Raw genomic sequence first — 22,349 nt, 5'->3', positions numbered from 1 at the left:
CGGCCAGTTGCGCCGGGGCTGGCTAGTTCGGTAGACTGCCGCGGACGCCGGGGGTTGGCGTTGATCGGGGGTATCCACGTGTCCATTCGATTTGCTGCCGCGCTGGCGCTCGCCGCCGTCATGGTTCCCGCCGCCGCGCGGGCCGTGCCCGCCAAGGAGGTCAGTGCCGGCGCCAAGGCGGAAGCGGCGACCCCGATGCCGGACCCGGCCGAAGCCTTCGCCTTCATGACCAAGGTCTTCGACCGCTTCTTCCCGGCCGGGCCCGAGCCCGACCCGGCCCGGCTCGTCGCGGCACGGGAGATGACCTACGCCATGTTCCCGAAGGGAGCCTATGGCGCGGCGATGAGCGGCTTTGCCGAGCGCATGGCCGACCAGGTGCTGAGCATGAGCGAGGCGGACCTCGCCGCGCTCATGCCTCCGACGCCCGCGCCGAAGGACGCCAGGGGCAGCAGCAAGACCAAGGCGGAAGCGACCAAGGTCAAGGCGCCGCCCAGCACCGAACCGCTGCGTGCGTCGCTTGCCCGCAAAGACCCGCAATTCGACGCCAAGGTCGCCGCCGGCAAGGCGTTCGCCAGGACCATGATCGTCAAGTTCGGCGACGTGATGGAGCCCAAGTTCCGCGAGGGCATGGCCCGCTCCATGGCCCGCAAGTTCGACGCAGCGCAGATGGCCGAGATCCGGGGCTTCCTCGCGACCCCGACCGGCGCTGCCTACGGCCGGCAGATGCTCGGCATGTGGTTCGAGCCGGACGTCATGCGCGGCACGTTCGAGGCCATGCCTGAGCTGCTGAAGCTGATGCCCGACATCATGAAGGACGCGGGTGCCTTCGATGCCGAAATGAAGGGCCTCGACGCCAGGAAGAGGCCAGCCAAGGCCGATTGATCGGCGGCACCAGCGCGCTCGTCGCGCGCTTTAGCGTATTATAGAAGTAACACGCCTGTTCGTCGAAGCGGCGGCGACTGTGCACGGCTTCGCCACCACCAAGCCGAAGTCGCCAGCGACGCCAGGGGGCGCTCGGCCGGCCCGGAAAAGCTCAGTGAAAGCTCATCCGGCCCTCATGCCGCTCATCTCCGGATGCGCTTGGAGGACGGAGCCGCGGTCTTGCCGGCGGCTCCTCGTTCGTCCGTCAGAAGGTGCCCAGAGATGAAGTCGACTTTCCTCGCCGCCGCCGCTTCCGCCAGCCTGGCGGCAGGCCTGCTCGCCGCCGCACCCGCCTCGGCCCAGCAGGCGCCGGCCGCCTCGGCGCCGCCGGCCCGCCCGCAGGCCGGAACGCCGCCGCAGGAGCGCGACAATGCCAACGGCAGCATCACGGTCACGGGCAGCCGGCCACAGGTGATCGATGCGCCCGACCGCTTGAGCTTCAACGTCGCCAGCGATCTCGGCGCGCAGACCGGCAGCCTTGCCGATGCGCTGCGCAACGTGCCGGGGGTGGAAGTCGACCTGCAGGGCAATGTCAGCCTGCGCGGGGACAGCGGGGTCACCATCCTCGTCGATGGCCGTCCGTCGGGCCAGCTGCGCGGCGAGGGCCGCGGCGATGCCCTTCTGTCCATGCCCGCCAACAATATCGAGCGGGTCGAGGTGATCACCAATCCCTCGGCGGCGATGAGCCCCGAAGGCTCTGGCGGCGTGATCAACCTCGTCACCCGCAAGCAGCGTGCGGCGGGAACCTCCGGCTCCGTTCGCGCCAACATCGGCCTCGAAGAGCGCGGCAACGTTTCGCTCAGCCTTGCCCGGAATCGTCCCGGCACGAACATCACCGGCGAGGTCGGCTATCGGCGCTTCACCAACGAGATCGACGTGGAGCAGGAGCGCACCCGTTTCCTGCCGCTCGGCGGAGCGCTGGAAAGCCGCCAGGACTCCCGGTTCGAGAATGTCGCCCAATCCTTCAATGCACGGGTCGGGCTCGAGCATGACCTGGACAAGACCAACCGCCTGACCGCCGACGTCAGCTTCCGCCGCGGCGACATCACCTCCGAGCGCGAGGAGGCCTATGTCGGCAATGCGGTCGAGCCGGGCTTCCTGCGCGTCAGCGAGCAGGACATGAACCAGAAGATCCTCAGTCTGCGGACGGGCTGGCGCAAGACCCTGCCGGGCAAGGACCACAGCCTTTCGCTCGACCTCGAGCATGATGTCGGCGGCATGAAGCGGAGCATCGAGGGGCGCTTCTCGGGCGCGAGCGTGCCGACCACCTACGAGCGGATCGTGAATGACATCGACCGGAACGACAGCCGGGTGAAGCTCGACTACAAGAAGCCGCTCGGCGAAGGGCGTTCGCTCAACCTCGGCTACGAATATGAGCAGCAGAATGCCGATGCGGAGTCGGTCGGCCGGTCCGGCGCGTCGCTGTCGTCGCTGGCGATCCTGCCGGGCCTTACCAGCGCCTTCGACTATCGCCAGGACGTGCACGCCTGGTTCGCGACGGCGCAGGTGAACAGCGGCAAGTGGGAGTTCCAGCCCGGGCTCCGCCTCGAGCAGGTCGATCTCAGCATCGACCCGAAGAACGGTGCCGGCGCGTTCGAGCAGGAATATTTCCGCGTCTATCCGACGCTCCACATCGGCCGGGCGCTCGACGACCGGACCAAGCTGAGGGCGAGCTACAGCCGGCGCATTTCGCGTCCCGGCCCGCTCGATCTCAACCCGTTCGTCTTCACCATCGATCCGCGCAACATCCGGAGCGGCAATCCGAACCTCAAGCCGGAGATCACCGACGCATTCGAGCTGTCGGCGCAGTATCGCAAGGACGCGACCTTCATTTCGCTGACGTCCTTTTATCGGCGGTCCAAGGACGGCTTCACCGACATCAGCGAGGTGCTCGGCGACGGCACCCTGCTGACCACTCGGGCCAACCTCGGCAAGGGCGAGCGGCTTGGGATCGATGCGATCCTCAACGGGCGCATCACCAAGAAGCTGACCTATAATCTGTCGGGAACGCTGCAGCGCTGGACGCTCGATGCCGACGGCAGCCGCGACCTGTTCGAGGAGGTCAGCGACGTGGTCGGCTCGGCCCGCGGCAGCCTGACCTGGCAGCCGACGGCCAAGGACTATCTGCAGCTCAGCGGCAACTGGCCGGGCAAGCAGCTGCTCGCCCAGGGCTATCGCAAGCTGGGGCCGGTCGTGAACCTCGGCTACCGGCGCAAGATCGACGATCAGCTGTCGCTGCTGCTGACCGGGCAGGACATCCTCGGCACCGCGCGGCAGAAGGTGGTGATCCGCACGCCCACGGTGCGCGACGAGCTCGACTTCAAGGTCGGCGCTCGGGCCTTCTTCGTCGGCCTCGCCTACAATTTCGGCGGCAACGGCCGTCGTCGTCAGGACGAGCGCTTCGACTTTGACCCCAGCGCGACGAGCGTGGGGCAGTAGGGCGATAGGCTCCCTGTCGGGGCAGGGGACCTAGCCCGCGAAGGGGTCGCGGACCAGGATGGTGTCGTCGCGCTCCGGGCTGGTCGAGACCAGCGCCACCGGGCAGCGGATCAGCTCCTCGATGCGGCGGATATACTTGATCGCCTGGGCGGGGAGGTCGGCCCAGCTGCGGGCGCCGGCGGTGCTTTCGGCCCAGCCGGGCATTTCCTCGTATATGGGCTTCACCCGCGCCTGGTCGGCTGCGTGCGGCGGGAGATAGTCGAAGCGCTTGCCGTCGATCTCGTAGCCGACGCAGATCCTTACCGTCTCGAGGCCGTCGAGGACGTCGATCTTGGTCAGCGCGATGCCGGTGACGCCGCTGACCGCCGCCGCCTGGCGCACGAGCACGCTGTCGAACCAGCCGCAGCGGCGCTGGCGGCCGGTGACGGTGCCGAATTCGCGGCCTCGCTCGCCGAGGCGCTGGCCGATCTCGTCCGACAGTTCGGTCGGGAAGGGGCCGGAGCCGACCCGGGTGGTGTAGGCCTTGACGATGCCGAGCACGAAGCCCGCCGCGCCCGGCCCCATGCCGCTGCCGCTGCCGGTGGTGCCGGCGACGGTGTTGGACGAGGTGACGAACGGATAGGTGCCGTGGTCGACGTCGAGAAGGACGCCCTGCGCGCCTTCGAACAGGATGCGGCGGCCGCGAGCGCGCGCTTCGTCGAGGTCGATCCACACCGGGCGGGCGAACTGCAGCACGAAGTCGGCGATCTCCTGGAGGTCGCGCTTCAGCCGCTGGCGGTCGACCGGCGGGTGGCCGAAACCGGCGCGGAGCGCGTCATGGTGCGCGCACAGGCGGTCGAGCAGGGGATCGAGCTCGTCCAGATGGGCAAGGTCGCAGACACGGATGGCGCGCCGGCCGACCTTGTCCTCATAAGCCGGACCGATGCCGCGCCGCGTGGTCCCGATCTTGCCGGCGCCGCTCGCATCCTCGCGCAGGGCATCGAGGTCGCGGTGGATGGGGAGGATGAGCGGGCAGGTCTCGGCAATGCGGAGGACGTCGGGCTCGACCCGCACGCCCTGGCCGCGAAGCCGCTCGACCTCGGCCTGCAGCGCCCAGGGATCGAGCACCACGCCATTGCCGATGATCGACAGGGTGCCGGTGACGATGCCGCTCGGAAGCAGCGACAGCTTGTAGACGTTGTCGCCGACGACGAGCGTGTGACCGGCATTGTGGCCGCCCTGAAAGCGGACCACGCAGTCCGCACGGCTGGCGAGCCAGTCGACGATCTTGCCCTTGCCTTCGTCACCCCACTGGGCGCCGATCACGGTAACGTTACCCATGCGTAATCATTCCTGCTGCTGCATGAACGGCCGCATCAGGGGCTGTTCAGCGGCGCTCCTATTCATTGTGCGCCACAAGGTCCAGAAAAGGGGCAGGGGAATGAAGGTTTCACGCACGACGATCGGCGCGGCCATGCTTGCGACGACGGCACTGATCGCCAGCCATGGCGCCTGGGCGCAGCGCGCGGGGGGAAGGCTCCCGCCCGAGTGCCGGACGCCGGAACTGCGCAAATGCCTGACCGCGGGCGACAACCGGCGGCAGTGCATCGCGGCAGCGTTCCAGACTTTGCCGGACGGCTGCCGCAAGTCGGTAAGCGAGCGCGCGGCGGCGCGGGCCCCGCTGCCGGAGGGAGCGCAGGAGCTCTCCTTCGGGACGGATCCGAAGCAGAAGGTCGATCTGTTCCGGCCCGCCGCTTCGACCGGCAAGGCGCCGCTGCTCCTGTTCGTCCATGGCGGCGGCTGGTCGATTGGCGACAAGCGCACCGGGACGAGCAACAAGCCCGGTTATTATACGGGCAAGGGCTGGGCGTTCGGCAGCACCAATTACCGGCTGGTGCCGCAGGCCACGGTCGAGCAGCAGGCGGCGGACGTCGCTGCGGCGATTGCGCTCCTGCGCCGGCAGCCCGGGATCGATGCCGACCGGGTCGTGCTGATGGGGCACAGCGCCGGAGCCCATCTCGCCGCGCTGGTGGCGACCGACCCGACATACCTCAAGGCGGCGGGCGTGCCGCTTTCGGCCATCCGCGGCGTCGTGCTGCTCGACGGCGCAGGCTATGACATCGCCGCGCAGATGAGCCAGCCGCGCAACCCGGTGGCGACCATGTACCAGCAGGCCTTCTCGTCCGATCCGGCGCGGCAGGCGGCGCTGTCGCCGACCAGCCATGCCGCTGCGCCCAACGCGGCGAACTGGCTGATCCTGCCGGTCGCGCGCCGGGCGGATTCGGTGCGGCAGAGCCAGCAGCTCGCCGCCGCGCTGCGCGCCGCCGGCAATCGCGCCGAAGTGGCGCCGCAGCCGGACAAGAACCACGGCTCCCTCAACCGCGAGATGGGCGAGCCGGGCGATCCCAGCACGGCGGTGGTGGATGCCTTCCTGAAGCAGCTCTGACCTTCAGAAGCTCAGCGGCACCACGTCGCGCACGCCTTCCAGCCCGCACAGCTGCTGGATCACCTCGGCCGGCACCGGATCGTCGATCGCGACCAGCGCCACCGCCTCGCCGCCGGCCGCCCGGCGGCCGAGGTTGAAGGTGGCGATGTTGAGCCCGGCGCTCCCGAGCGTCGTGCCGAGCTTGCCGATGAAGCCGGGGGTGTCGTTGTTGACGATGTAGAGCATGTTGCCGGTGAGCTCCGCCTCGACCGCGACTCCGAAGATGTCGACGAGGCGGGGCGCGGCGTTGCCGAACAGGGTGCCGGCGACGCAGCGCTCGCCCCCCGGGGTCGAGGCGGTCACGCGGACGAGGGTCTGATAGTCGCCCTCGCGCTCGTGGCGGATCTCCTTGACGTCGAGACCGCGCTCCTTCGCCAGCACCGGCGCGTTCACCATGTTCACGGTCTGGCTGTAGGTACCCATCAGGCCGGCCAGTACCGCGCCGGTGATCGGCTTCTGGTTGAGCTGGGCCGCTGCGCCCTCGACCTCGATCGAGACGCCGCGCACCTGGTCGCCGAGTACCTGGCCGAGCAGGCGGCCGAGCTTCTCCGCCAGCGCCATGTAGGGCTTGAGCCGCGGCGCTTCCTCGGCGCTGAGGCTGGGCATGTTGATGGCGTTGGTGACCCCGCCAAGCAGCAGGAAGTCGCTCATCTGCTCGGCGACCTGAATGGCGACATTGACCTGCGCCTCGGTGGTGGAGGCGCCGAGATGCGGGGTGGAGATGAAGCCGGGCGTGCCGAACAGCGGCGATTGCGTAGCGGGCTCGGTCTCGAACACGTCGAGCGCGGCGCCGGCGACCTGGCCGCTGTCGAGCGCATCCTTGAGTGCCGCCTCGTCGATGAGGCCGCCGCGCGCGCAGTTGATGATCCGCACGCCTTTCTTGGTCCTGGCCAGCGCCTCACGCGACAGAATGCCGCGGGTCTGGTCGGTCAGCGGCGTGTGGAGGGTGATGAAGTCGGCCCGCTTCAGCAATTCGTCGAGCTCGACCTTTTCGATGCCGAGCTCCATCGCGCGTTCGGGCGAGAGGAAGGGGTCGAAGGCGACGACCTTCATCTTGAGGCCGAGCGCGCGGCTGGCCACGATCGAGCCGATATTGCCCGCGCCGATCAGGCCGAGCGTCTTGGCGGTCAGTTCGACCCCCATGAAGCGGTTCTTTTCCCACTTGCCGGCCTGGGTGGAGGCGTCGGCCTCGGGTAGCTGGCGGGCGAGGGCGAACATCAGCGCGATGGCATGTTCGGCGGTGGTGATCGAATTGCCGAACGGCGTGTTCATGACCACCACGCCGCGCGCGGTGGCGGCCAGAATATCGACATTGTCGACCCCGATCCCGGCGCGTCCGATCACCTTTAGGTTGGTCGCATGCTCGAGCAGCTTGGCGGTCGCCTTGGTCGAGGAGCGGATGGCAAGGCCATGATAGTCGCCGATGATGGCGGCGAGCTCGTCGGGGGTCTTGCCGGTGATCTCGTCGACCTCGATTCCGCGCTCGCGGAAAATGGCGGCGGCGCGGGGGTCCATCTTGTCGGAGATGAGGACTTTGGGAGCATTCATGTGATTTCTCCGTCACCCCCGCGGAAGCGGGGTCCCGCTTCTTGTCGGAGGCTTTAGAAGGGAAGAAGCGGAATCCCGGATCAAGTCCGGGATGACGTGATCACTCGCTCTGAGCGTAGGCCCAGTCGAGCCAGGGCCCGAGCTTCTCGATGTCGCTCGCGTCGACCGTCGCGCCGCACCAGATGCGGAGGCCGGGTGGGGCGTCGCGATAGCCAGCGATGTCGAAGGCGGCACCCTGCTCCTCGAGCAAGGCGGCCATCTTCTTGATCCGCGCCTCGTCCGCGCCCTCGACCGTCAGGCAGACGCTGGTCTTCGATCGAGAGGCGGGATCGGCAGCGAGGTGACCGAGCCAGCCGCGCTGATCGACGATCGCCTCGAGCGCGGCGGCATTGGCGGTGCAGCGCTGGATCGCACCGTCGAGGCCGCCGATGCTTTCCACCCACTCCAGTGCGGCGATCGCATCCTCGACCGCCAGCATCGACGGCGTGTTGATCGTCTCGCCCGAGAAGATGCCTTCGATGAGCTTGCCCTTGCTGGTCAGGCGGAAGACCTTGGGCAGGGGCCAGGCCGGCGTGTAGCTTTCCAGCCGCTCGACCGCCCGGGGCCCGAGGATGAGCACGCCATGCGCGCCTTCGCCGCCGAGCACCTTCTGCCAGGAGAAGGTGGCGACATCGATCCTGTCCCACGGCAGGTCGTAGGCGAACACTGCGCTGGTCGCGTCGGCGAAGCTCAGGCCCTCGCGATCCCTCGCGATCCACTCGCCGTCCGGCACCCGGACGCCCGAGGTGGTGCCGTTCCAGGTGAACAGCACGTCATTCGACCAGTCGACCTGGCCAAGGTCCGGCAGCTGGCCATAGTCGGCGCGGATCACCGTCGGATCGATCTTCAACTGCTTGACCGCGTCGGTGACCCAGCCTTCGCCGAAGCTCTCCCACGCCAGCGCGGTCACGGGACGGGCGCCCAGCATGGTCCACATCGCCATTTCGAAGGCGCCGGTGTCGGAACCGGGGACGATTCCGATGCGGTGGGTATCGGGAAGCTTCAGATTGGCCCGCATCAGGTCGATGCAGCGCTTCAGTCGCGCCTTTCCGAGCTTGCTTCGATGCGAGCGGCCGAGGCTCTCGGTGGCGAGCGCGGCGGCGGTCCAGCCGGGTGGCTTGGCGCAGGGCCCCGAAGAGAAATGGGGGCGTTCCGGACGCAGGTCCGGCTTGATATTCGTCATGTTCAAACTCTCCTCGCAGAGAGCACGCGCCGCGTTGGGACGGCGTGGCCCGCAGCCGCTCTACAGCAGCCTGCGGTGCATGCAAGACCCGCCGTGATTCTGTGGATAAGTCTCCGCGAACGACGTCTCGGCAGACCACGATTGTCCATATTTGGCTCAACTCACCGCTTGATCGTCGCGACTCGTCCCGGAGCAGGAACGAAAAGGTTGTATTCATTAACCCTAGAGGGTCTTTTGCTGGTCGTCCGGGATGGCGGAGGGCAAAATCGCTCTTCCGGGCTGGGGCTGGGGAGCTCCTGACAGAAGAGATCGTCGTTACGCCATGCATCATGGCGCGACTGCGATCCTCATTGTGAACGAGTTGGAGCCGAGACCTTATGGCACATGCACTTGCAACATCGGGACTGCTCCGCAGCCGCGACCTGTTCGTGCATGACGGGACCAAGCTTCGCCGCATCCGTCTTTCCGCTCCCGTCCAGATCGCTCTCCTTGCCATCGCCGCCGTGATGCTTGCCTGGTCGGCCTTCGCCGCCGCGCATTTCCTTGGCGGCGAGAAGGCCGCTCCGGTCGCCGTCGGCAATGCCGCGCAGATGCAGCAGCTGGCCGCCGCCGCCGAGCAGCGTGCCCGGGTCATCGAGCAGCGCCAGAAGCTGCTCGCCACCATGCTGGCTGGCGGCGAAGTCGATCCTGCCAAGATTCCCGAGACCAGCGATACCGCGGCGCTCCCCGCCGCCATCGCCGCGCCGCTCGACCGCGCCGCCCAGCAGCTCGCCGCCGAGGAAGCCGCCGCTGCCGAGCGCCTCGAGCAGCGCTACAAGGTTGCCACTGCCGAACTGCGCAAGCTCGGCCTCTCGCCGCAGCGCCTCGCCGTCGGCGGTCCCTATGAGCCGGTGACCAAGAGCGATCCCACCTTCAAGGCGCTGTTCAACAGCTGGAAGAAGCTCGACTCGCTTCAGGACGGCGTGATTGCGGTCCCCTCCGACAAGCCGGTCAGGACCGCCGAATTCACCTCCAGCTTCGGTGTCCGCAGCGATCCCTTCGGCCGCGGCGCCGCCATGCACGCCGGCATCGACCTTGCCGGTCCGGTCGGTACGCCCATCTACGCCACCGCTGACGGAATCGTCACCGAGGCGACGTTCAACAGCGGCGGCTACGGCAATCTCGTCAAGCTCGACCATGGCCGCGGTATCGAGACCCGTTACGGCCACCTGTCGACGTATGGCGTCCGCGCCGGCGACCGCGTGAAGCGCGGCCAACTGATCGGCCGAATGGGCTCGACCGGCCGCTCGACCGGCAGCCACCTGCATTATGAAGTCCGCATCGACGGTCGCGCGGTGAACCCGGTCCCGTTCATGCGCTCGACCGACTATCTGGTCGCGATCCGCAATCGCAACGGCCACAGCATGGACCAGATCGCCCAGGGCGGCCCGTCCCGTTCGCGCCGCTAGGCCGAACCGCTTGAGGCTGGTGCACCGGCCTCCTACATCCCTGTCGTGACCAACCTGACCCTGACCGAGGCCGCGGCGCGCCGCGTTGCCCAGATCGCCGACAAGCAGGCCAAGCCGGCCGTGTTGCGGCTCGCCGTCGATGGCGGGGGCTGCGCCGGCTTCACCTATCGCTTTGCGCTGGGCGAACCGGAAGCCGACGACCTGGTCGCCGAAACTGCCGGCGTTCGGCTGGTGGTCGATCCCGTCAGCCTCGACCTGCTCGACGGCAGCGAGGTCGATTATGTCGAGGACCTCGGCGGTTCGGCATTCAAGGTGAAGAACCCGAACGCCGCCAGTGGCTGCGGCTGCGGTTCCAGTTTCGGGATCTAGCCTCCGCCCGGCGACGGCTGGGACCTCAGGAGGCGGGCGCTCCATCGCCTGAGATCCCGGCCGGCATCGGGATGACGATCTTCATGTCAGCCGCTATCGCGGTGCCATGAAGATCGCGACCTTCAACATCAACGGCATCCGCGCCCGCCTCCCGCGCCTGATCGAATGGCTGGAGCGGGAGAAGCCGGACGTGGCCTGCCTGCAGGAACTGAAGTGCGCCGACGACGCGCTTCCGGTGCTCGACATCGAGGGTGCCGGCTATCGCGCCGTCTGGCACGGGCAGAAGGGCTTCAACGGAGTCGCCATCCTGGTCCGTGGCGAGAGCCCGAACCTGCGCCGCATCGGCCTGCCGGGCGACCCGGACGACACCCACAGCCGCTACATCGAGGCGGACGTCGGTGGCGTGATCGTCGCCTCGCTTTACCTGCCCAACGGCAATCCGGTGGGCACCGAGAAATTCCCGTACAAGCTGAGGTGGATGGAGCGGCTGCGGGAGCATGCGGCGGGGCTCCTGGCGGAAGAGCGGCCGGTGATCCTCGCCGGGGACTGGAACGTGGTGCCGGAGGACCGCGACGTTTTTTCGGTCCCGGCGATGGCGGGCGATGCCCTGATGCAGCCGGAGGCGCGCGCGGCATGGCGGCGGATCCTCAACCAGGGCTGGACCGACGCGCTCCGGGCGCTCCATCCGAAGGAAGACCGGCTCTACACTTTCTGGGATTATACCGCCGGCTGCTGGCAGCGGGACGCAGGCTTCCGCATCGACCATCTGCTGCTTTCGCCGCAGCTTGCCGACTGCCTGCAGGCCGCCGGCGTGGATCGCTGGGCACGCGGGCAGGAGAAGGCCAGCGACCACGCGCCTACCTGGGTGGTATTGAACGAAAATTATCGCTAAACCGGATCAATGCCGAGTTTGGGAGACGACATCGCCCCGCTCGCCACTTGTTCTTGGAGGAGCGGGGTGGACGATCAGGACTGGACCGTGCGCCGGACGCGCCAGCCCGTCGAGATCGAGGCGCGGGTGCATTCGTCCGATGGCCGGGAATCGCCAATTCTCGTGACCAACCTGTCCGCGGACGGCTGCTGCGTCGACGGCACCTTCGGAATCGGCGACTTCCTCGACATCACCATTCCCGAGCTCGGCCGCAGGCGCGGCCAGGTGCGCTGGGCGATCGGCAACCAGGCCGGGATCCGCTTCCTCGCGCCGCTCGAGGCGGACGGCGGCTAGAGCGCCTTTTCGTAGATGCGGTAGATCTTGTTGATGCCGGAGCCCGGAAGCTGGGCGATCGACATCATGCCTTGATTGTCCTCAAGTACCCATCCGAATTCGCCATGGCTGGCGCCATAAACCTCGACCGACGCCCTCCGGCATTCCTCGATCATCATGAAGGCGAGCTGGCTGGCGAGGCGGCTGCCCTGATACTTGCTGGCGACGCCCATCAACGGGACGCGCATGCGCTTCACGCGCGGCTTGCGCAGGCGCCAGAGCAGCTTGAGGAAGCCGAACGGGAAGAGCTTGCCATTGAGGTCGCCGGTCAGCTCGTTGAGGTCGGGCAGCGTGATCATGAAGGCGGCGGGCTCGAACACGCCTTCCTCGTTCGCCACCTCGCAGATGGTGACGAGATCCTCGTAGATGATCGGCTTCAGCTTCTTGCCGGCGTAGGCGATCTCCGCCTCGGTCAGCGGGATGAAGCCCCAGTTGCCGGACCAGGCGTCGTTCAGCAGCGTGAGGATGATGTGCGCCTCGCTGTCGAAGCGGCTCTTGTCGACGGGACGCATGCGGATGCGCTTGGAGCGGCGACCGGCATCGATGAGCTTCTGGACCATCGGGATCATGTCGATCCGGATGTCGAGCTCATAGGTGTAGAGGTCCTTGGCCTTGGTATAACCCGCCCCCTCGACCACCGCCTCATAACCCGGGCGGTGATGGCCCATCATCGCGGTCGGCGGCTCGTCGAAGCCCTTGATGAGAAGGCCGGGCTCGTCCCAGATGGAGAGGGTGAAGGGCCCGACGGCGCGGGTCATCTTGCGGGTGCGCAGCCAGTCTTCGGCGGTGGCGATGAGGCGCGGGCCCGCCTCCGTCTCGCCATCGACCAGCTCCAGTGAACCCCATTGGCCGGTGCCCGCGCCCATGTGCTGGAGGACGAGCTCGTCGACCTGCGCCGAGATGCGCCCGACCGGACGGCCGGCGCGCTCGGCCAGCCACAGCGCGGCCTCGGCATGCTCGAACCACGGGTTCTTGCCCGGCGTGATCAGCCCCAGCATCTCGTCCTTGAGCGGCGGCACCCAGGCGGGATCGTCGCGGTAGACGTCCCATACGAGGTCGACGAACCGCTTGCGGTCGGCGGTCGTGGTAACCGGCCGGATGACGAGATTGGACATGGGGCGCCCTATTTGAGGAGGCTGCCGAGGATTCCGCGCAGCAGGCGGGTGCCGATCTGCCGGCCGACGGAGGAAGCGGCGGAGCGGGCGGCGGACTGGACCGCCTTGTCGAACATGGTGGGGCGGGCAGCTTCCCGCGCGGCCCGGGCGGCCTCGCGTTCGGCTTCCTTGCGCTGGCGCTCGGCTTCGCGCTGGGCGAGCGCGTCGGCGCGGGCCTGTTCCTTGGCGAGGCGGGCATCCTCCTTGGCCTGAAGCGCGGCCGCCTTTTCCGCCTCCTTCGCAGCCCTGGCGGCGTCGGCGGCCGCCGCGGCCTCGCCGGCCTTGGCCTTCAGGATCTCCTCGGCGCTGTCGCGGTCGATCAGCGTATCGTACTTGGCCGCGATCGCGTCGGTGGTGACGAAGATCTGGCGCTCCTGCGGCGTGACCGGGCCGACCCGGGTCGATGGCGGCCGGATCAGCACCCGCTCGACCGGCGAGGGGCTTCCGTCGGGGAGCAGCAGCGAGACCAAGGCCTCGCCGACCTTCAGCTCGGTGATGGCACTGGCGACGTCGACGTCGGGGTTCGGACGGAAGGTGTCCGCAGCGCTCTTCACCGCCGCCTGGTCACGCGGGGTGAAGGCACGAAGCGCGTGCTGGACGCGGTTGCCGAGCTGGCCGGCGACGCTGTCGGGGATGTCGATCGGATTCTGGGTGATGAAGTAGACGCCGACACCCTTGGAGCGGATGAGCCGCACCACCTGCTCGACCTTCTCCAGCAGCGCCGGCGGAGCATCGTCGAACAGCAAGTGGGCCTCGTCGAAGAAGAAGCAGAGCTTCGGCTTGTCCTGGTCGCCGACCTCCGGAAGCAGTTCGAACAGTTCGGACAGCAGCCAGAGGAGGAAGGTGGCGTAGAGGCGAGGGGAGGCCATCAGCCGGTCGGCGGCGAGAATGTTCACGATTCCCCGGCCGCTCTCGTCCAGCTTGAGGAAATCCTCGAGCGCAAGCGCCGGCTCACCGAAGAAATGGTCGCCGCCCTGGCTGCGGAGCTGGAGCAGGTTGCGCTGGATGGCGCCGATGGTGGGCTTGGCGACATTGCCAAATTCGAGCGTCAGCTCCTCCGCGCGCTCTCCGCAGGCGACCAGCATCGCCTGCAGGTCGTCGAGGTCGAGGAGCAGGAGCCCCTCCTTGTCGGCGACATGGAAGGCGATGGTCAGCACGCCTTCCTGCACGTCGTTGAGGTTCATCAGCCGAGCGAGGAGCAGCGGCCCCATCTCGCTGACGGTGGTGCGGATCGGATGACCCTGGGTGCCGAACAGGTCCCAGAATTGCACGGGGCAGTCGCGATACTGCCAATCGGCGATGCCGAGTTCGGCGGCGCGGCCTGCGAAGATCTCGTGGGACCTGGCGGTCGGCGAGCCGGCCATGGCGAGGCCGGCGAGATCGCCCTTCACGTCGGCGACGAAGGTCGGCACGCCGGCGGAGGAAAAGCCTTCGACCAGGCCCTGCAGGGTGACCGTCTTGCCCGTCCCGGTCGCGCCGGCGATCAGGCCGTGCCGGTTGGCGCGCTTCAGTTCGAGGCTTTGCGGCGAAGTGCCCCCGCTACGGGCGCCGATGAAGAGGCTGCTCATGGAGCAGGAGCGTAACGAAGCGCACGGGCCTTGCCTAGCGCGGCTGCCCTTCCACGATGCGCCTCGCGCTTCGCCCGGCACGAAGGTTCGTGCCGGGCGAAGTCGAGGCAGTTGGTCCGGTCAGCGGGCTGCGATGTCGACGCCGATGAAGATTTCCGGAGTCTGGCCACGGCGGACGAGGAGCAGCACCGCCGTCCGGCCCGCACGCCGGGCGGCGTCGACCGCAGCGGTCACCTGCGCCGAGGAGGCCACCGCCTGGCGGTTGATCGACACGATGACATCGCCGCGACGGATGCCCTTCTCGGCCGCATCGCTGTCGGGGCTGACGTTGGTCACGACCATGCCGCGCGTGTCGGCGGGCACGTTCACGGCCCGCGCAATGTCCGGGGTCAGCGGCTGGAGCGACAGGCCGAGCGCCTGGCCGGCGGGGACGGCCGGCTGGTTCTGGTCGTTCGGATCGAAGCTGCCGCCTTCCGACGGAGCGCCGCTGATGCGCGCCAGCTCCTCTTCGGTCGGCCGCTGGGCGACCACGGCGTTGAGGGTCAGGCGGCGCCCGTCGCGGATCACCTCGATCGGCACGCGCTGGCCGGGGGTGACGTTGGCAATCAGGTAGGAGGCCGTCTCGTCCGGAGTCACGTCGCGGCCGCTCACGCGGACGATGACGTCGCCCTGCTGCAGGCCGGCACGCGCCGCCGGCTGGCCGGGAACGACCGAGCGGACCAGCTCGCCGCGATCCTTGGCAATCCCGAGGGCGGCGGCGCTGCTCTCGTCGAGCGGGAGCAGGCCGATGCCGAGATAGCCGCGCTGCGGGCGCTGGCCGCGGCGGAGGCTGTCGATCACCGGGCGGGCGAGCTCGGCGGGGATGGCGAGGCCGATTCCGACGCTGGCGCCGGTCGGGCTGATCAGCGCGCTGTTCACCCCGATGACGTTGCCGTTCAGGTCGAACATCGGGCCGCCGCTATTGCCCATGTTGATGCTGGCGTCGGTCTGGATGTAGCGGTCGTAGGCGCCGGCGCCGGTGATCCCGCGGTGCAGGGCCGAGATGATGCCGGCCGTGACGGTGCCGCCAAGGCCGTAGGGATTGCCGATCGCCATCACCCAGTCGCCGACCCGGGCGCGGGCGCTGTCACCCCAGCTGACGAACGGGAAGCCGGTGCCCTCGACCTTGAGCAGGGCAAGGTCGCTGGCCTGGTCGCGGCCGATGATCCGCGCCGGCAGCTCGCGCCGGTCGCTCATGATGACGGTGACGCTATCGACCGTTCCAGTGCCGCCGGCGCCCTGGATCAGGTGGTTGTTGGTGACGACATAGCCGTCCGCCGAGATGAAGAAGCCGGATCCGAGCGAGCCCGATTCGCGGGTGCGCGGGTTCTCGCCACCGCCGGTGCCGCCCTCGGGCGCAGGCTGGCCGAAGCGGCGCAGGAACTCGGCCAGGGGATCGCTCTGCTGGTTGCGGACGGGAACCCGCTGGCGGGTCTGGATATTGACCACCGCCGGCTGCAGCCGCGCCGCAAGGTCGGCGAAGGAGACGGGGGCACCGCGCGGCGGCATCGCTGCCGGGGCATTCTGTGCGACCTGTGCGCCGACCGGGCCGGTGGCGATCGAGAAGGCGCTCCCGCCGATCAGCAGGGCGGCCGCGACACCATAGGCATAGCGCACTTTGGGGGACTCCTTGGCGAACTTCATTTGGTTCAACTTCCCTTACGATGAGGCCTTGGCGATGTTGCTAGGTCAAGCGCCTGAACGCGCATTGAACCGCATCAGCGCCCACCCCCTTGCGTGAACTCACGCAAGAACTGATTCTGCGGAGAGAGGATCACGTTCGTCGGCCGGGCCTTGCCGTCGTCGCCGACGAAGGTCCGCTGATAGGCCTGCATGGCACGATAGAAATCGTAGAAGGCCGGATCCTTGCCGAAGCTGGCGGCATAGGTCTGCGCGGCGAGCGCATCCGCCTCGGCCCGGATGACCTGCGCCGTGCGGGCACCTTCGGCGCGGATCGAACGGGCTTCCTGCTCGCGCGCGGTCTTCATCCGCTCATAGGCGCTCTGCAGGGGGCTTCCGTCCGGCAGGTCCGCGCGCTTGATGCGGACGTCGATGATCTGCACGCCATATTGCCGGGCGACCCGGTCGAGGCCGCGCCGGATATTCTCCATCGCGCCCTGCCGCTCGGGGCTCAAGAGGTCGGCGAAGGGACGGCGGCCAAGCTCGTTGCGGAGTTCCGAACCGAGGATCGGACGGAGCGCCGTCGAGACATTCTCCTCCGAGCGGGCGCGGATATACATGCGCAGCGGATCGACGACCCGGTAGCGGGCGAAGGCATCGACTTCGAGCCGGAGCTGGTCGGTCGAGAGCACCATCTGCCGCTCCATGTCGACGTCGCGCACGCGCTTGTCGATCCACACGATCTCGTCGGCGAACGGGACACGGAATGCCAGTCCCGCACCTTCGCTGCCGATCGGCGCGCCCGGCTGGTAGCGGTTGAGGATGCGGTCGGGCTTGCCGAAGCGGACGATCAGCGCCTGGCTGGTCTCCGGCACGATCCTCACGCTCGACAGCAAGGTAAGCAGGACCACAAGGGCGATGATGGCCGACAGCAGCGGTCGGCGGAGAATGACATTGGTCATCGGCCGGCTCCCTGCTGCTGGGCAGCGCCGGCGCCCGGCTCCTGCAAGGCCGCTGCGGGCGGACGGGTCTGCTGCAGCGGAAGGTAGGGGGTCACGCCGGGGACCTCGACGATCGTCTTGTCGACGTTCTGCAGAACACGCTCCATCGTCTCGTAGTACATGCGGCGGCGGGTCACCTCGGGGGCGAGGCGATACTGCTCGTAGACCTTCTCGAAGGCGGTCGCTTCACCCTGGCTGAGCTGGCGCAGCTGGAGGGCGTAGGCGCGTGCCTGGTTGATGTCGCTCTGGGCTGCCTGCTGCGCGGCACTGACCGCCTTGAAGGCGTCGTTGACGGCGGCGGGCGGGTCGGCCTGCTTGATCGCGACGCCCTGGATGACGACCCCGGCCTTGTAGAAGTCGAGGATGCGCTGCATTGAATCCTGCACCCGGGTCTCGATGTCGCCGCGGCCTTCGCCGATCGCCTGGTCGAGAGTGACGCCCGACAGCGCCGCGCGCATCGAGCTTTCGGCCACCTGCTGGATCGTTTCTTCCGGATTCTGGAGTTCGAACAGGTAGAGCTCCGGGTCGCGCACGTTCCAGCGGACGGAATAGGCGATATCGATGATGTTCTGGTCGCCCGTCAGCATCAGCGTCTCGCTGGTGGCCGAACCGAGGTCGATGTTGCGGATATTCTCGACGTCGACCTTCTGGACGCGCTCCAGCGGGCTCGGAAGGGTGAAGCTGATGCCGGGGCCCAGGGTCCGGCTGTAGCGGCCGAACTGGGTGACCACGCCGCGCTCTTCCGGCGCGATGCGGTGGAAGCTGGTGAGGAGCAGCCAGAGGGCGATGGCCGCGACCAGGCCCCAGACGATCAGCGCCTTGCTCGGCGGTCGCTGGCCGACGCCGCTTCCGCCACCACCGAAGCGGGCGCGGCTGCGGGCGATGAAGTCGTCAAGGCTGGTGACGTTACTGGCGGCACCGGTCGGGCGCTTCACGCCGGGGGAACCCCACGGGCTGGACGGGCCCGGTCGAGGCGTGTCCGCGCCATCGCTGCCGCCGCCTCCAGGCGGCGTGCCGCCGCTGCTCGGACCCCAAGGTCCCTTGCTGTCCGCAAAAAGGCCGCGACCGCGCGCCCACCCCGGAATAATGCTCATGGGGACAGATATAGATGCGCCGCCCCAGTTTAACAGTGGGGGTGGAACAATGGGCCTTGTGCCATGTGGCGGGCTGTTCCAAGCGCCCGTCCCATGAGCATCGATCCCACCCTGTTCGGCGCCGATGCGGCGCGGCTGCGCTCTTCCCGGCTGACGGACGGAGTGGCGGTGCTGATCGTCGACGCGAGCGGCCTCGGCGAAGCGGAGCGCGAGGCGCTCGAGGCGCGGCTTCGCGCGCTTGCTTCCGCGCAGCCGGGCGTGACGGAGGTGCGGGTCGCGATGACCGCCAGCAAGCCCACGGGACCGAGGCTGATCGCGGTCGGTTCGGGCAAGGGCGGCGTCGGCAAGTCCACCGTCTCCGCCAATCTCGCCATCGCGCTGTCCCGGCTTGGCCACAAGGTCGGCATCATCGACGCGGACATCTACGGTCCCTCCCAGCCGACCCTGCTCGGCACGTCGGAGCGGCCGGAGGCGCAGGACAAGCAGCTGATCCCGGTCGAGGTGCAGGGGATCAAGCTGCTCTCAGTCGGTCAGCTGGTCAGCCCCGGCCATGCGCTCGCCTGGCGGGGGCCGATGGCATCGGGCGCGCTGACCCAGCTGGTGGAAGGCGACTGGAGCGGTACGGAGCTGATCGTCGTCGACCTTCCGCCCGGCACCGGCGACGTCCAATTGTCGCTGATCCAGAAGGCGCGGCCGGCCGGTGCGGTGGTGGTCTCGACGCCGCAGGACCTGTCGCTGATCGATGCGCGCCGGGCGATCGACCTGTTCGGCAAGACCAGCGTGCCGGTGCTCGGCATCATCGAAAATATGGCGGGCTATCAATGCCCGCATTGCGGCGAGACGTCGGACCCGTTCGGAAGCGGCGGGGCGGAAGCGGCGGCGGCGGAGATGGGCGTGCCCTTCCTTGGCCGGCTCCCGCTCTCGGCGAGCCTGCGGGCGGATTCGGATGCAGGCCGGCCGCCAGCAGCGGGGGACGGACCGGCGGCTGCGGCCTTCCGCGACCTGGCCGAGGCCGTGCTTGCCCGGCTCGACGCCTAGGCGCTCGCTACCGTCATCTCGGGGATAAGCAGGGTGGGCGCATCCATGCCCCGGCGCAGTTCGAGGTCGCTGGCCGGCTCGAGCGAGCGGAACATGTCCTTGAGGTTGCCGGCAATGGTGATCTCGGCGACGGCGGCACCAACCTTGCCATTCTCGACCAGGAAGCCGGCGGCGCCGCGGCTGTAGTCGCCGGTGACGGGATTGACGCCCTGGCCGATCAGTTCGGTGACGAGGATCGCGCGCGGAACGGAGGCGAGCAGATCCTCGCGGCTCTTGGCGCCCGGCATCAGCATGAGGTTGGACGGACCAGCCCCCGGGCTGCCGCCAACCGAGCGGCCGGCATGTCCGGTCGGCCTGATTCCGAGCTGGCGCGCGTCTGCACTGGCCGCGAGCCAGCTGGTGAGGATGCCGTCGGCAACGATGTCGAGCGGACGGCAGGGCAGGCCCTCGCCGTCGAAGGCACGGCTGCGCAGGCCGCGGCGGCGCAGCGGGTCGTCGCGGACGATGATCCCCGGTGCGAACAGCTGCGTGCCGAGCGCGTCGAGCAGGAAGCTCGTCTTGCGGGCGATGGCGCTGCCGGTGATCGCCGCCACGAGATGGCCGAGCAGGGTCGAAGCGACCCGCGGATCGAAGATGATCGGGCAGGTGCCGGATGGCGGCCGGACGGGATCGAGCCGCGCCACGGCCCGTTCGCCCGCCAGCCGCCCGATTTGCTCAGGGTCGTCGAGATCGGCGAAATGGCGGGTCGAATGGGCGGCATAGTCGCGCTGGAGGCTGCCGGCTTCACCGGCGACGACGCTGGCGGAGATGCTGTGCTGGCTGCCGCGGGTGGCATGGGCGAAGCCGGCAGAGGTGGCGAGCGCCACCAGGCTCTGGCCGAGACCGGCCGACGCGCCGTTGCTGTTGGTGACTCCGGCGACCGCGCGGGCCGCTTCCTCGGCGCTTCGGGCGCGCTGTTCGAGGAGGGAGAGTGCGGGCGCGCTGTCGTCGACGAGGTCGAGATCGGGCGCCGAGTCGCGGCCGAGGAGATCGGGATCGGCCAGCCCGGCATAGGGGTCCTCGGGCGCTTCGACGGCCATGGCATGGGCGCGCTCGGCAAGCTCGGCAAAGCCGGCGGGATCGATGCTGGCGGAGGAAACGGTTGCCGAGCGCTGGCCGACGAACAGGCGGAGCCCGACTTCGAAGCCTTCGCTATGATCGATGTCCTCGATGGCGCCGAGGCGGACGGAGATGCCGCTCGACCGGCTGATCCCGATCATCGCGTCGGCGGCGGTCGCGCCCGCCTTGGTCGCGGCCCTGACCAGATCGGCCGCGCGCTCGGCCGCTTGCGTTTCGCTCAACATCGCCGCGATGTAGCGACTAGGCCGACTGGCTCAACCCCACGGCGGCGAAGCCGAGCGCGAGGAGGAGGCCGGTAAAGCGGTTGGAGCGGAACAGCGCGAGCGCTCTGTCGCCATTGTCGGGGTCGGCGCGGACGGCCTGCCCGACGAGGTGCAGCCCGGCCGGAAGCAAGGCGGCCAGGGCGAGCGGCTCGGGCCGGACCTGCCACAGAGCGATGCCCCACAGGAGAAGCGCGGCGAGGTAGCAGACGAGCACGCCCGCCGGCGCGTGGCGGCCGAGCCGGCGAGCGGACGAGCGGACCCCGACCAGGGCGTCATCCTCCTTGTCCTGGATGGCGTAGAGCGTGTCGTAGCCGATCACCCAGAAGATGGTGCCCGCCCACAGCCAGATCGCGGGTTCGGCGAGGCTGCCGGTGACCGACGGCCAGCCGACCAGCGCGCCCCAGCTGAAGACGAGGCCGAGCCAGGCTTGCGGCCACCAGGTGATCCGCTTCATGAAGGGATAAGCGGCGACGAGCAGCACGCTTGCAATCGCGGTAAGCTGGGCGGCGAGGGGCAGCTGCACCAGCACGAGCAGCCCGATCGCGCAGAGGATCAGGATCAGCGCCCAGGCGGCCTTCGGCGACACGCGGCCGCTGGCGAGCGGGCGAAGCCGGGTGCGCGCCACCTGCGCGTCGAGATCGCGGTCAACGAGGTCGTTGTAGACGCAACCCGCCGAGCGCATCGCGAAGGAGCCGAGCAGGAACCAGGCGAACAGGGTCCACTGGCCCTGCACTCCGGCCAGCGCCACGCTCCAGGCGCAGGGCCAGAAAAGCAGCCACGTCCCGATCGGCCGATCGATCCGCATCAGGCTGGCGTAGGGCCGCACGGCCGCGGGCAGGGCGCCGATGAAGCCCCGGCGTTCGGAGTCGGGGACGAGGTCGCTGGCGGTCACGGGCAGTCGCTTACCCATTGCTGCCTTCCTGCGAAAGCAGGAGCCCAGTTGATGGTACCGGCAGTAATGAGAGTAGCCGGGCTCCGGCTTCCGCCGGGAGAAGGCTTACGCCGCCTCGCGCTCGCTGCCGGCGTGATTGTCGCCGCGCTTGCGCGGATGGCCGGAGGCGACGATGCCGCCCGACAGCTTCTTCACCCACGGATATCGAGAGGCCACTTCCTCGGTGTAGCCGAGGTTGAAGACGGTCGGGCTCTTCGCCGGCCGCTCGGGCCGGTCGTAGAAGGTGCCGAGCGCGCGATCCCAGAAGTAGCTGGTGATCCCGTAATTGCCGTTCTCGTCGTGGAAATGGTGCGCCATGTGGCGCTTCTTCATCTCGGCGATCAGCTTCGACTTGGGCTTGTAGGCAAGGTGCTGAATGCAGTGTACGAATTCGTAGACGCAAGTCGTCAGCAGCCCGGTCGCGAGCGCCACTGCCGCGCCGCCGATGCCGCCGATCGCATAGCCCACCGGCAGGCTGACCGCGGCGATGGTCGGGAGGGTGGTGTGGAGCGCGCCGAACAGAACCTCGAGATGGTTCGGGTCCTGATGGTGATCGTAGTGGATGCGCTTCCAGGTCGAAGCGAGGAAGGGCACCTTGAACATCCAGTTGCTGTGCAGCACCCAGCGGTGGAGGCAGTACCAGACGAGCGGATAGAGGACGACCACCACGCCGACCGTCGCCGCCGTCTCGATCAGGCTGGCCGGATAGCGTGCCCAGACGCCGATGCTCACCGCCGACAGCGCCAGATAGGCGATGATCGCCGGATACTGGAAATAGGCGATCCAGAGTTGCTTCAGGGTCATGCGGTCGAGGTAATGCGACCGCCTCCAGATTCCGGGCCTTGCC

19 protein-coding genes are annotated in these 22,349 nt (G+C 68.5%); 8 read left to right on the top strand and 11 right to left on the bottom strand.

Annotated features, from left to right (window positions below; translation table 11 throughout):
* The first annotated feature begins 78 nt into the window (after positions 1-78).
* Positions 79-882 (top strand): hypothetical protein, encoded by an 804-nt coding sequence (locus JOY29_RS07275; RefSeq protein ID WP_300972859.1) that lies wholly within the window; start codon positions 79-81, stop codon positions 880-882.
* A 261-nt stretch (positions 883-1,143) separates the two neighbouring features.
* Entirely contained in the window at positions 1,144-3,360 is a 2,217-nt protein-coding gene (locus tag JOY29_RS07270; protein WP_300972858.1) for a TonB-dependent receptor, read from the top strand.
* A gap of 30 nt (positions 3,361-3,390) precedes the next feature.
* Here the strand turns inward: JOY29_RS07270 and JOY29_RS07265 are convergent, their stop codons facing one another.
* A complete protein-coding gene (locus JOY29_RS07265; protein WP_300972857.1) occupies positions 3,391-4,680 on the bottom strand; it encodes an adenylosuccinate synthase in 1,290 nt (429 codons plus the stop codon).
* A 100-nt stretch (positions 4,681-4,780) separates the two neighbouring features.
* On the opposite strand from JOY29_RS07265, the gene JOY29_RS07260 reads away from it, so the two are divergent.
* Complete coding sequence (locus tag JOY29_RS07260) at positions 4,781-5,785, top strand: alpha/beta hydrolase (protein ID WP_300972856.1); 1,005 nt, start codon at positions 4,781-4,783, stop codon at positions 5,783-5,785.
* 3 nt (positions 5,786-5,788) lie between these two features.
* On the opposite strand, the gene serA is transcribed toward JOY29_RS07260, so the two are convergent.
* Together serA and JOY29_RS07250 are read right to left on the bottom strand one after the other, a co-directional pair.
* The gene (gene serA / locus JOY29_RS07255) at positions 5,789-7,372 is read right to left on the bottom strand and encodes a phosphoglycerate dehydrogenase (RefSeq protein WP_300972855.1); all 1,584 of its coding nucleotides are present in this window, start codon (positions 7,370-7,372) and stop codon (positions 5,789-5,791) included.
* 100 nt (positions 7,373-7,472) lie between these two features.
* On the bottom strand, positions 7,473-8,594 hold the full coding sequence (locus JOY29_RS07250) for a phosphoserine transaminase (protein ID WP_300972854.1): 1,122 nt from the start codon (positions 8,592-8,594) through the stop codon (positions 7,473-7,475).
* 377 nt (positions 8,595-8,971) lie between these two features.
* On the opposite strand from JOY29_RS07250, the gene JOY29_RS07245 reads away from it, so the two are divergent.
* The 4 genes from JOY29_RS07245 to JOY29_RS07230 all read left to right on the top strand — a co-directional run bounded on the left by JOY29_RS07245 (position 8,972) and on the right by JOY29_RS07230 (position 11,636).
* The gene (locus JOY29_RS07245; RefSeq protein ID WP_300972853.1) at positions 8,972-10,042 is read left to right on the top strand and encodes a M23 family metallopeptidase; all 1,071 of its coding nucleotides are present in this window, start codon (positions 8,972-8,974) and stop codon (positions 10,040-10,042) included.
* A 45-nt stretch (positions 10,043-10,087) separates the two neighbouring features.
* A complete protein-coding gene (locus JOY29_RS07240) occupies positions 10,088-10,411 on the top strand; it encodes an iron-sulfur cluster assembly accessory protein (RefSeq protein ID WP_300972852.1) in 324 nt (107 codons plus the stop codon).
* 106 nt (positions 10,412-10,517) lie between these two features.
* Complete coding sequence (xth, locus tag JOY29_RS07235; RefSeq protein ID WP_300972851.1) at positions 10,518-11,303, top strand: exodeoxyribonuclease III; 786 nt, start codon at positions 10,518-10,520, stop codon at positions 11,301-11,303.
* Positions 11,304-11,369: 66 nt separating this feature from the next.
* Positions 11,370-11,636 (top strand): PilZ domain-containing protein, encoded by a 267-nt coding sequence (locus JOY29_RS07230; protein WP_300972850.1) that lies wholly within the window; start codon positions 11,370-11,372, stop codon positions 11,634-11,636.
* Here the strand turns inward: JOY29_RS07230 and JOY29_RS07225 are convergent.
* The 5 genes from JOY29_RS07225 to hflK form a co-directional block, all read right to left on the bottom strand.
* Complete coding sequence (locus tag JOY29_RS07225; RefSeq protein WP_300972849.1) at positions 11,633-12,790, bottom strand: N-acetyltransferase; 1,158 nt, start codon at positions 12,788-12,790, stop codon at positions 11,633-11,635. The two genes, JOY29_RS07230 and JOY29_RS07225, sit on opposite strands and share 4 nt — an antisense overlap.
* 8 nt (positions 12,791-12,798) lie before the next feature.
* Positions 12,799-14,397 (bottom strand): helicase HerA-like domain-containing protein, encoded by a 1,599-nt coding sequence (locus JOY29_RS07220; RefSeq protein WP_300972847.1) that lies wholly within the window; start codon positions 14,395-14,397, stop codon positions 12,799-12,801.
* 120 nt (positions 14,398-14,517) lie between these two features.
* The gene (locus tag JOY29_RS07215) at positions 14,518-16,080 is read right to left on the bottom strand and encodes a Do family serine endopeptidase (protein WP_300972845.1); all 1,563 of its coding nucleotides are present in this window, start codon (positions 16,078-16,080) and stop codon (positions 14,518-14,520) included.
* A 74-nt stretch (positions 16,081-16,154) separates the two neighbouring features.
* On the bottom strand, positions 16,155-17,018 hold the full coding sequence (gene hflC, locus JOY29_RS07210) for a protease modulator HflC (protein WP_300972844.1): 864 nt from the start codon (positions 17,016-17,018) through the stop codon (positions 16,155-16,157).
* Entirely contained in the window at positions 17,015-18,151 is a 1,137-nt protein-coding gene (gene hflK, locus JOY29_RS07205) for an FtsH protease activity modulator HflK (protein WP_300972843.1), read from the bottom strand. Before hflK ends, hflC begins: the two co-directional genes overlap by 4 nt.
* Before the next feature lie 93 nt (positions 18,152-18,244).
* On the opposite strand from hflK, the gene JOY29_RS07200 reads away from it, so the two are divergent.
* A complete protein-coding gene (locus JOY29_RS07200) occupies positions 18,245-19,189 on the top strand; it encodes an Mrp/NBP35 family ATP-binding protein (protein WP_300972842.1) in 945 nt (314 codons plus the stop codon).
* Here the strand turns inward: JOY29_RS07200 and JOY29_RS07195 are convergent.
* The 3 genes from JOY29_RS07195 to JOY29_RS07185 form a co-directional block, all read right to left on the bottom strand.
* Positions 19,186-20,532, bottom strand: a complete 1,347-nt coding sequence (locus JOY29_RS07195) for a metallopeptidase TldD-related protein (RefSeq protein ID WP_300972841.1) — start codon at positions 20,530-20,532, stop codon at positions 19,186-19,188. The genes JOY29_RS07200 and JOY29_RS07195 overlap by 4 nt on opposite strands.
* A 16-nt stretch (positions 20,533-20,548) precedes the next feature.
* Positions 20,549-21,481 carry a 4-hydroxybenzoate octaprenyltransferase gene (gene ubiA / locus JOY29_RS07190; protein WP_300972840.1) on the bottom strand — a complete coding sequence of 311 codons (933 nt, stop codon included), beginning with the start codon at positions 21,479-21,481 and terminating at the stop codon, positions 20,549-20,551.
* 87 nt (positions 21,482-21,568) lie between these two features.
* Positions 21,569-22,306 (bottom strand): sterol desaturase family protein, encoded by a 738-nt coding sequence (locus JOY29_RS07185; RefSeq protein WP_300972839.1) that lies wholly within the window; start codon positions 22,304-22,306, stop codon positions 21,569-21,571.
* Positions 22,307-22,349 lie beyond the last annotated feature (43 nt).

This window comes from Sphingomonas sp. LHG3406-1 (assembly GCF_029637485.1).
Lineage (GTDB): Bacteria > Pseudomonadota > Alphaproteobacteria > Sphingomonadales > Sphingomonadaceae > Sphingomicrobium.
The sequence above is the reverse complement of the archived record's forward strand: the minus strand, read 5'-3'. Positions and strand labels throughout refer to the sequence as shown.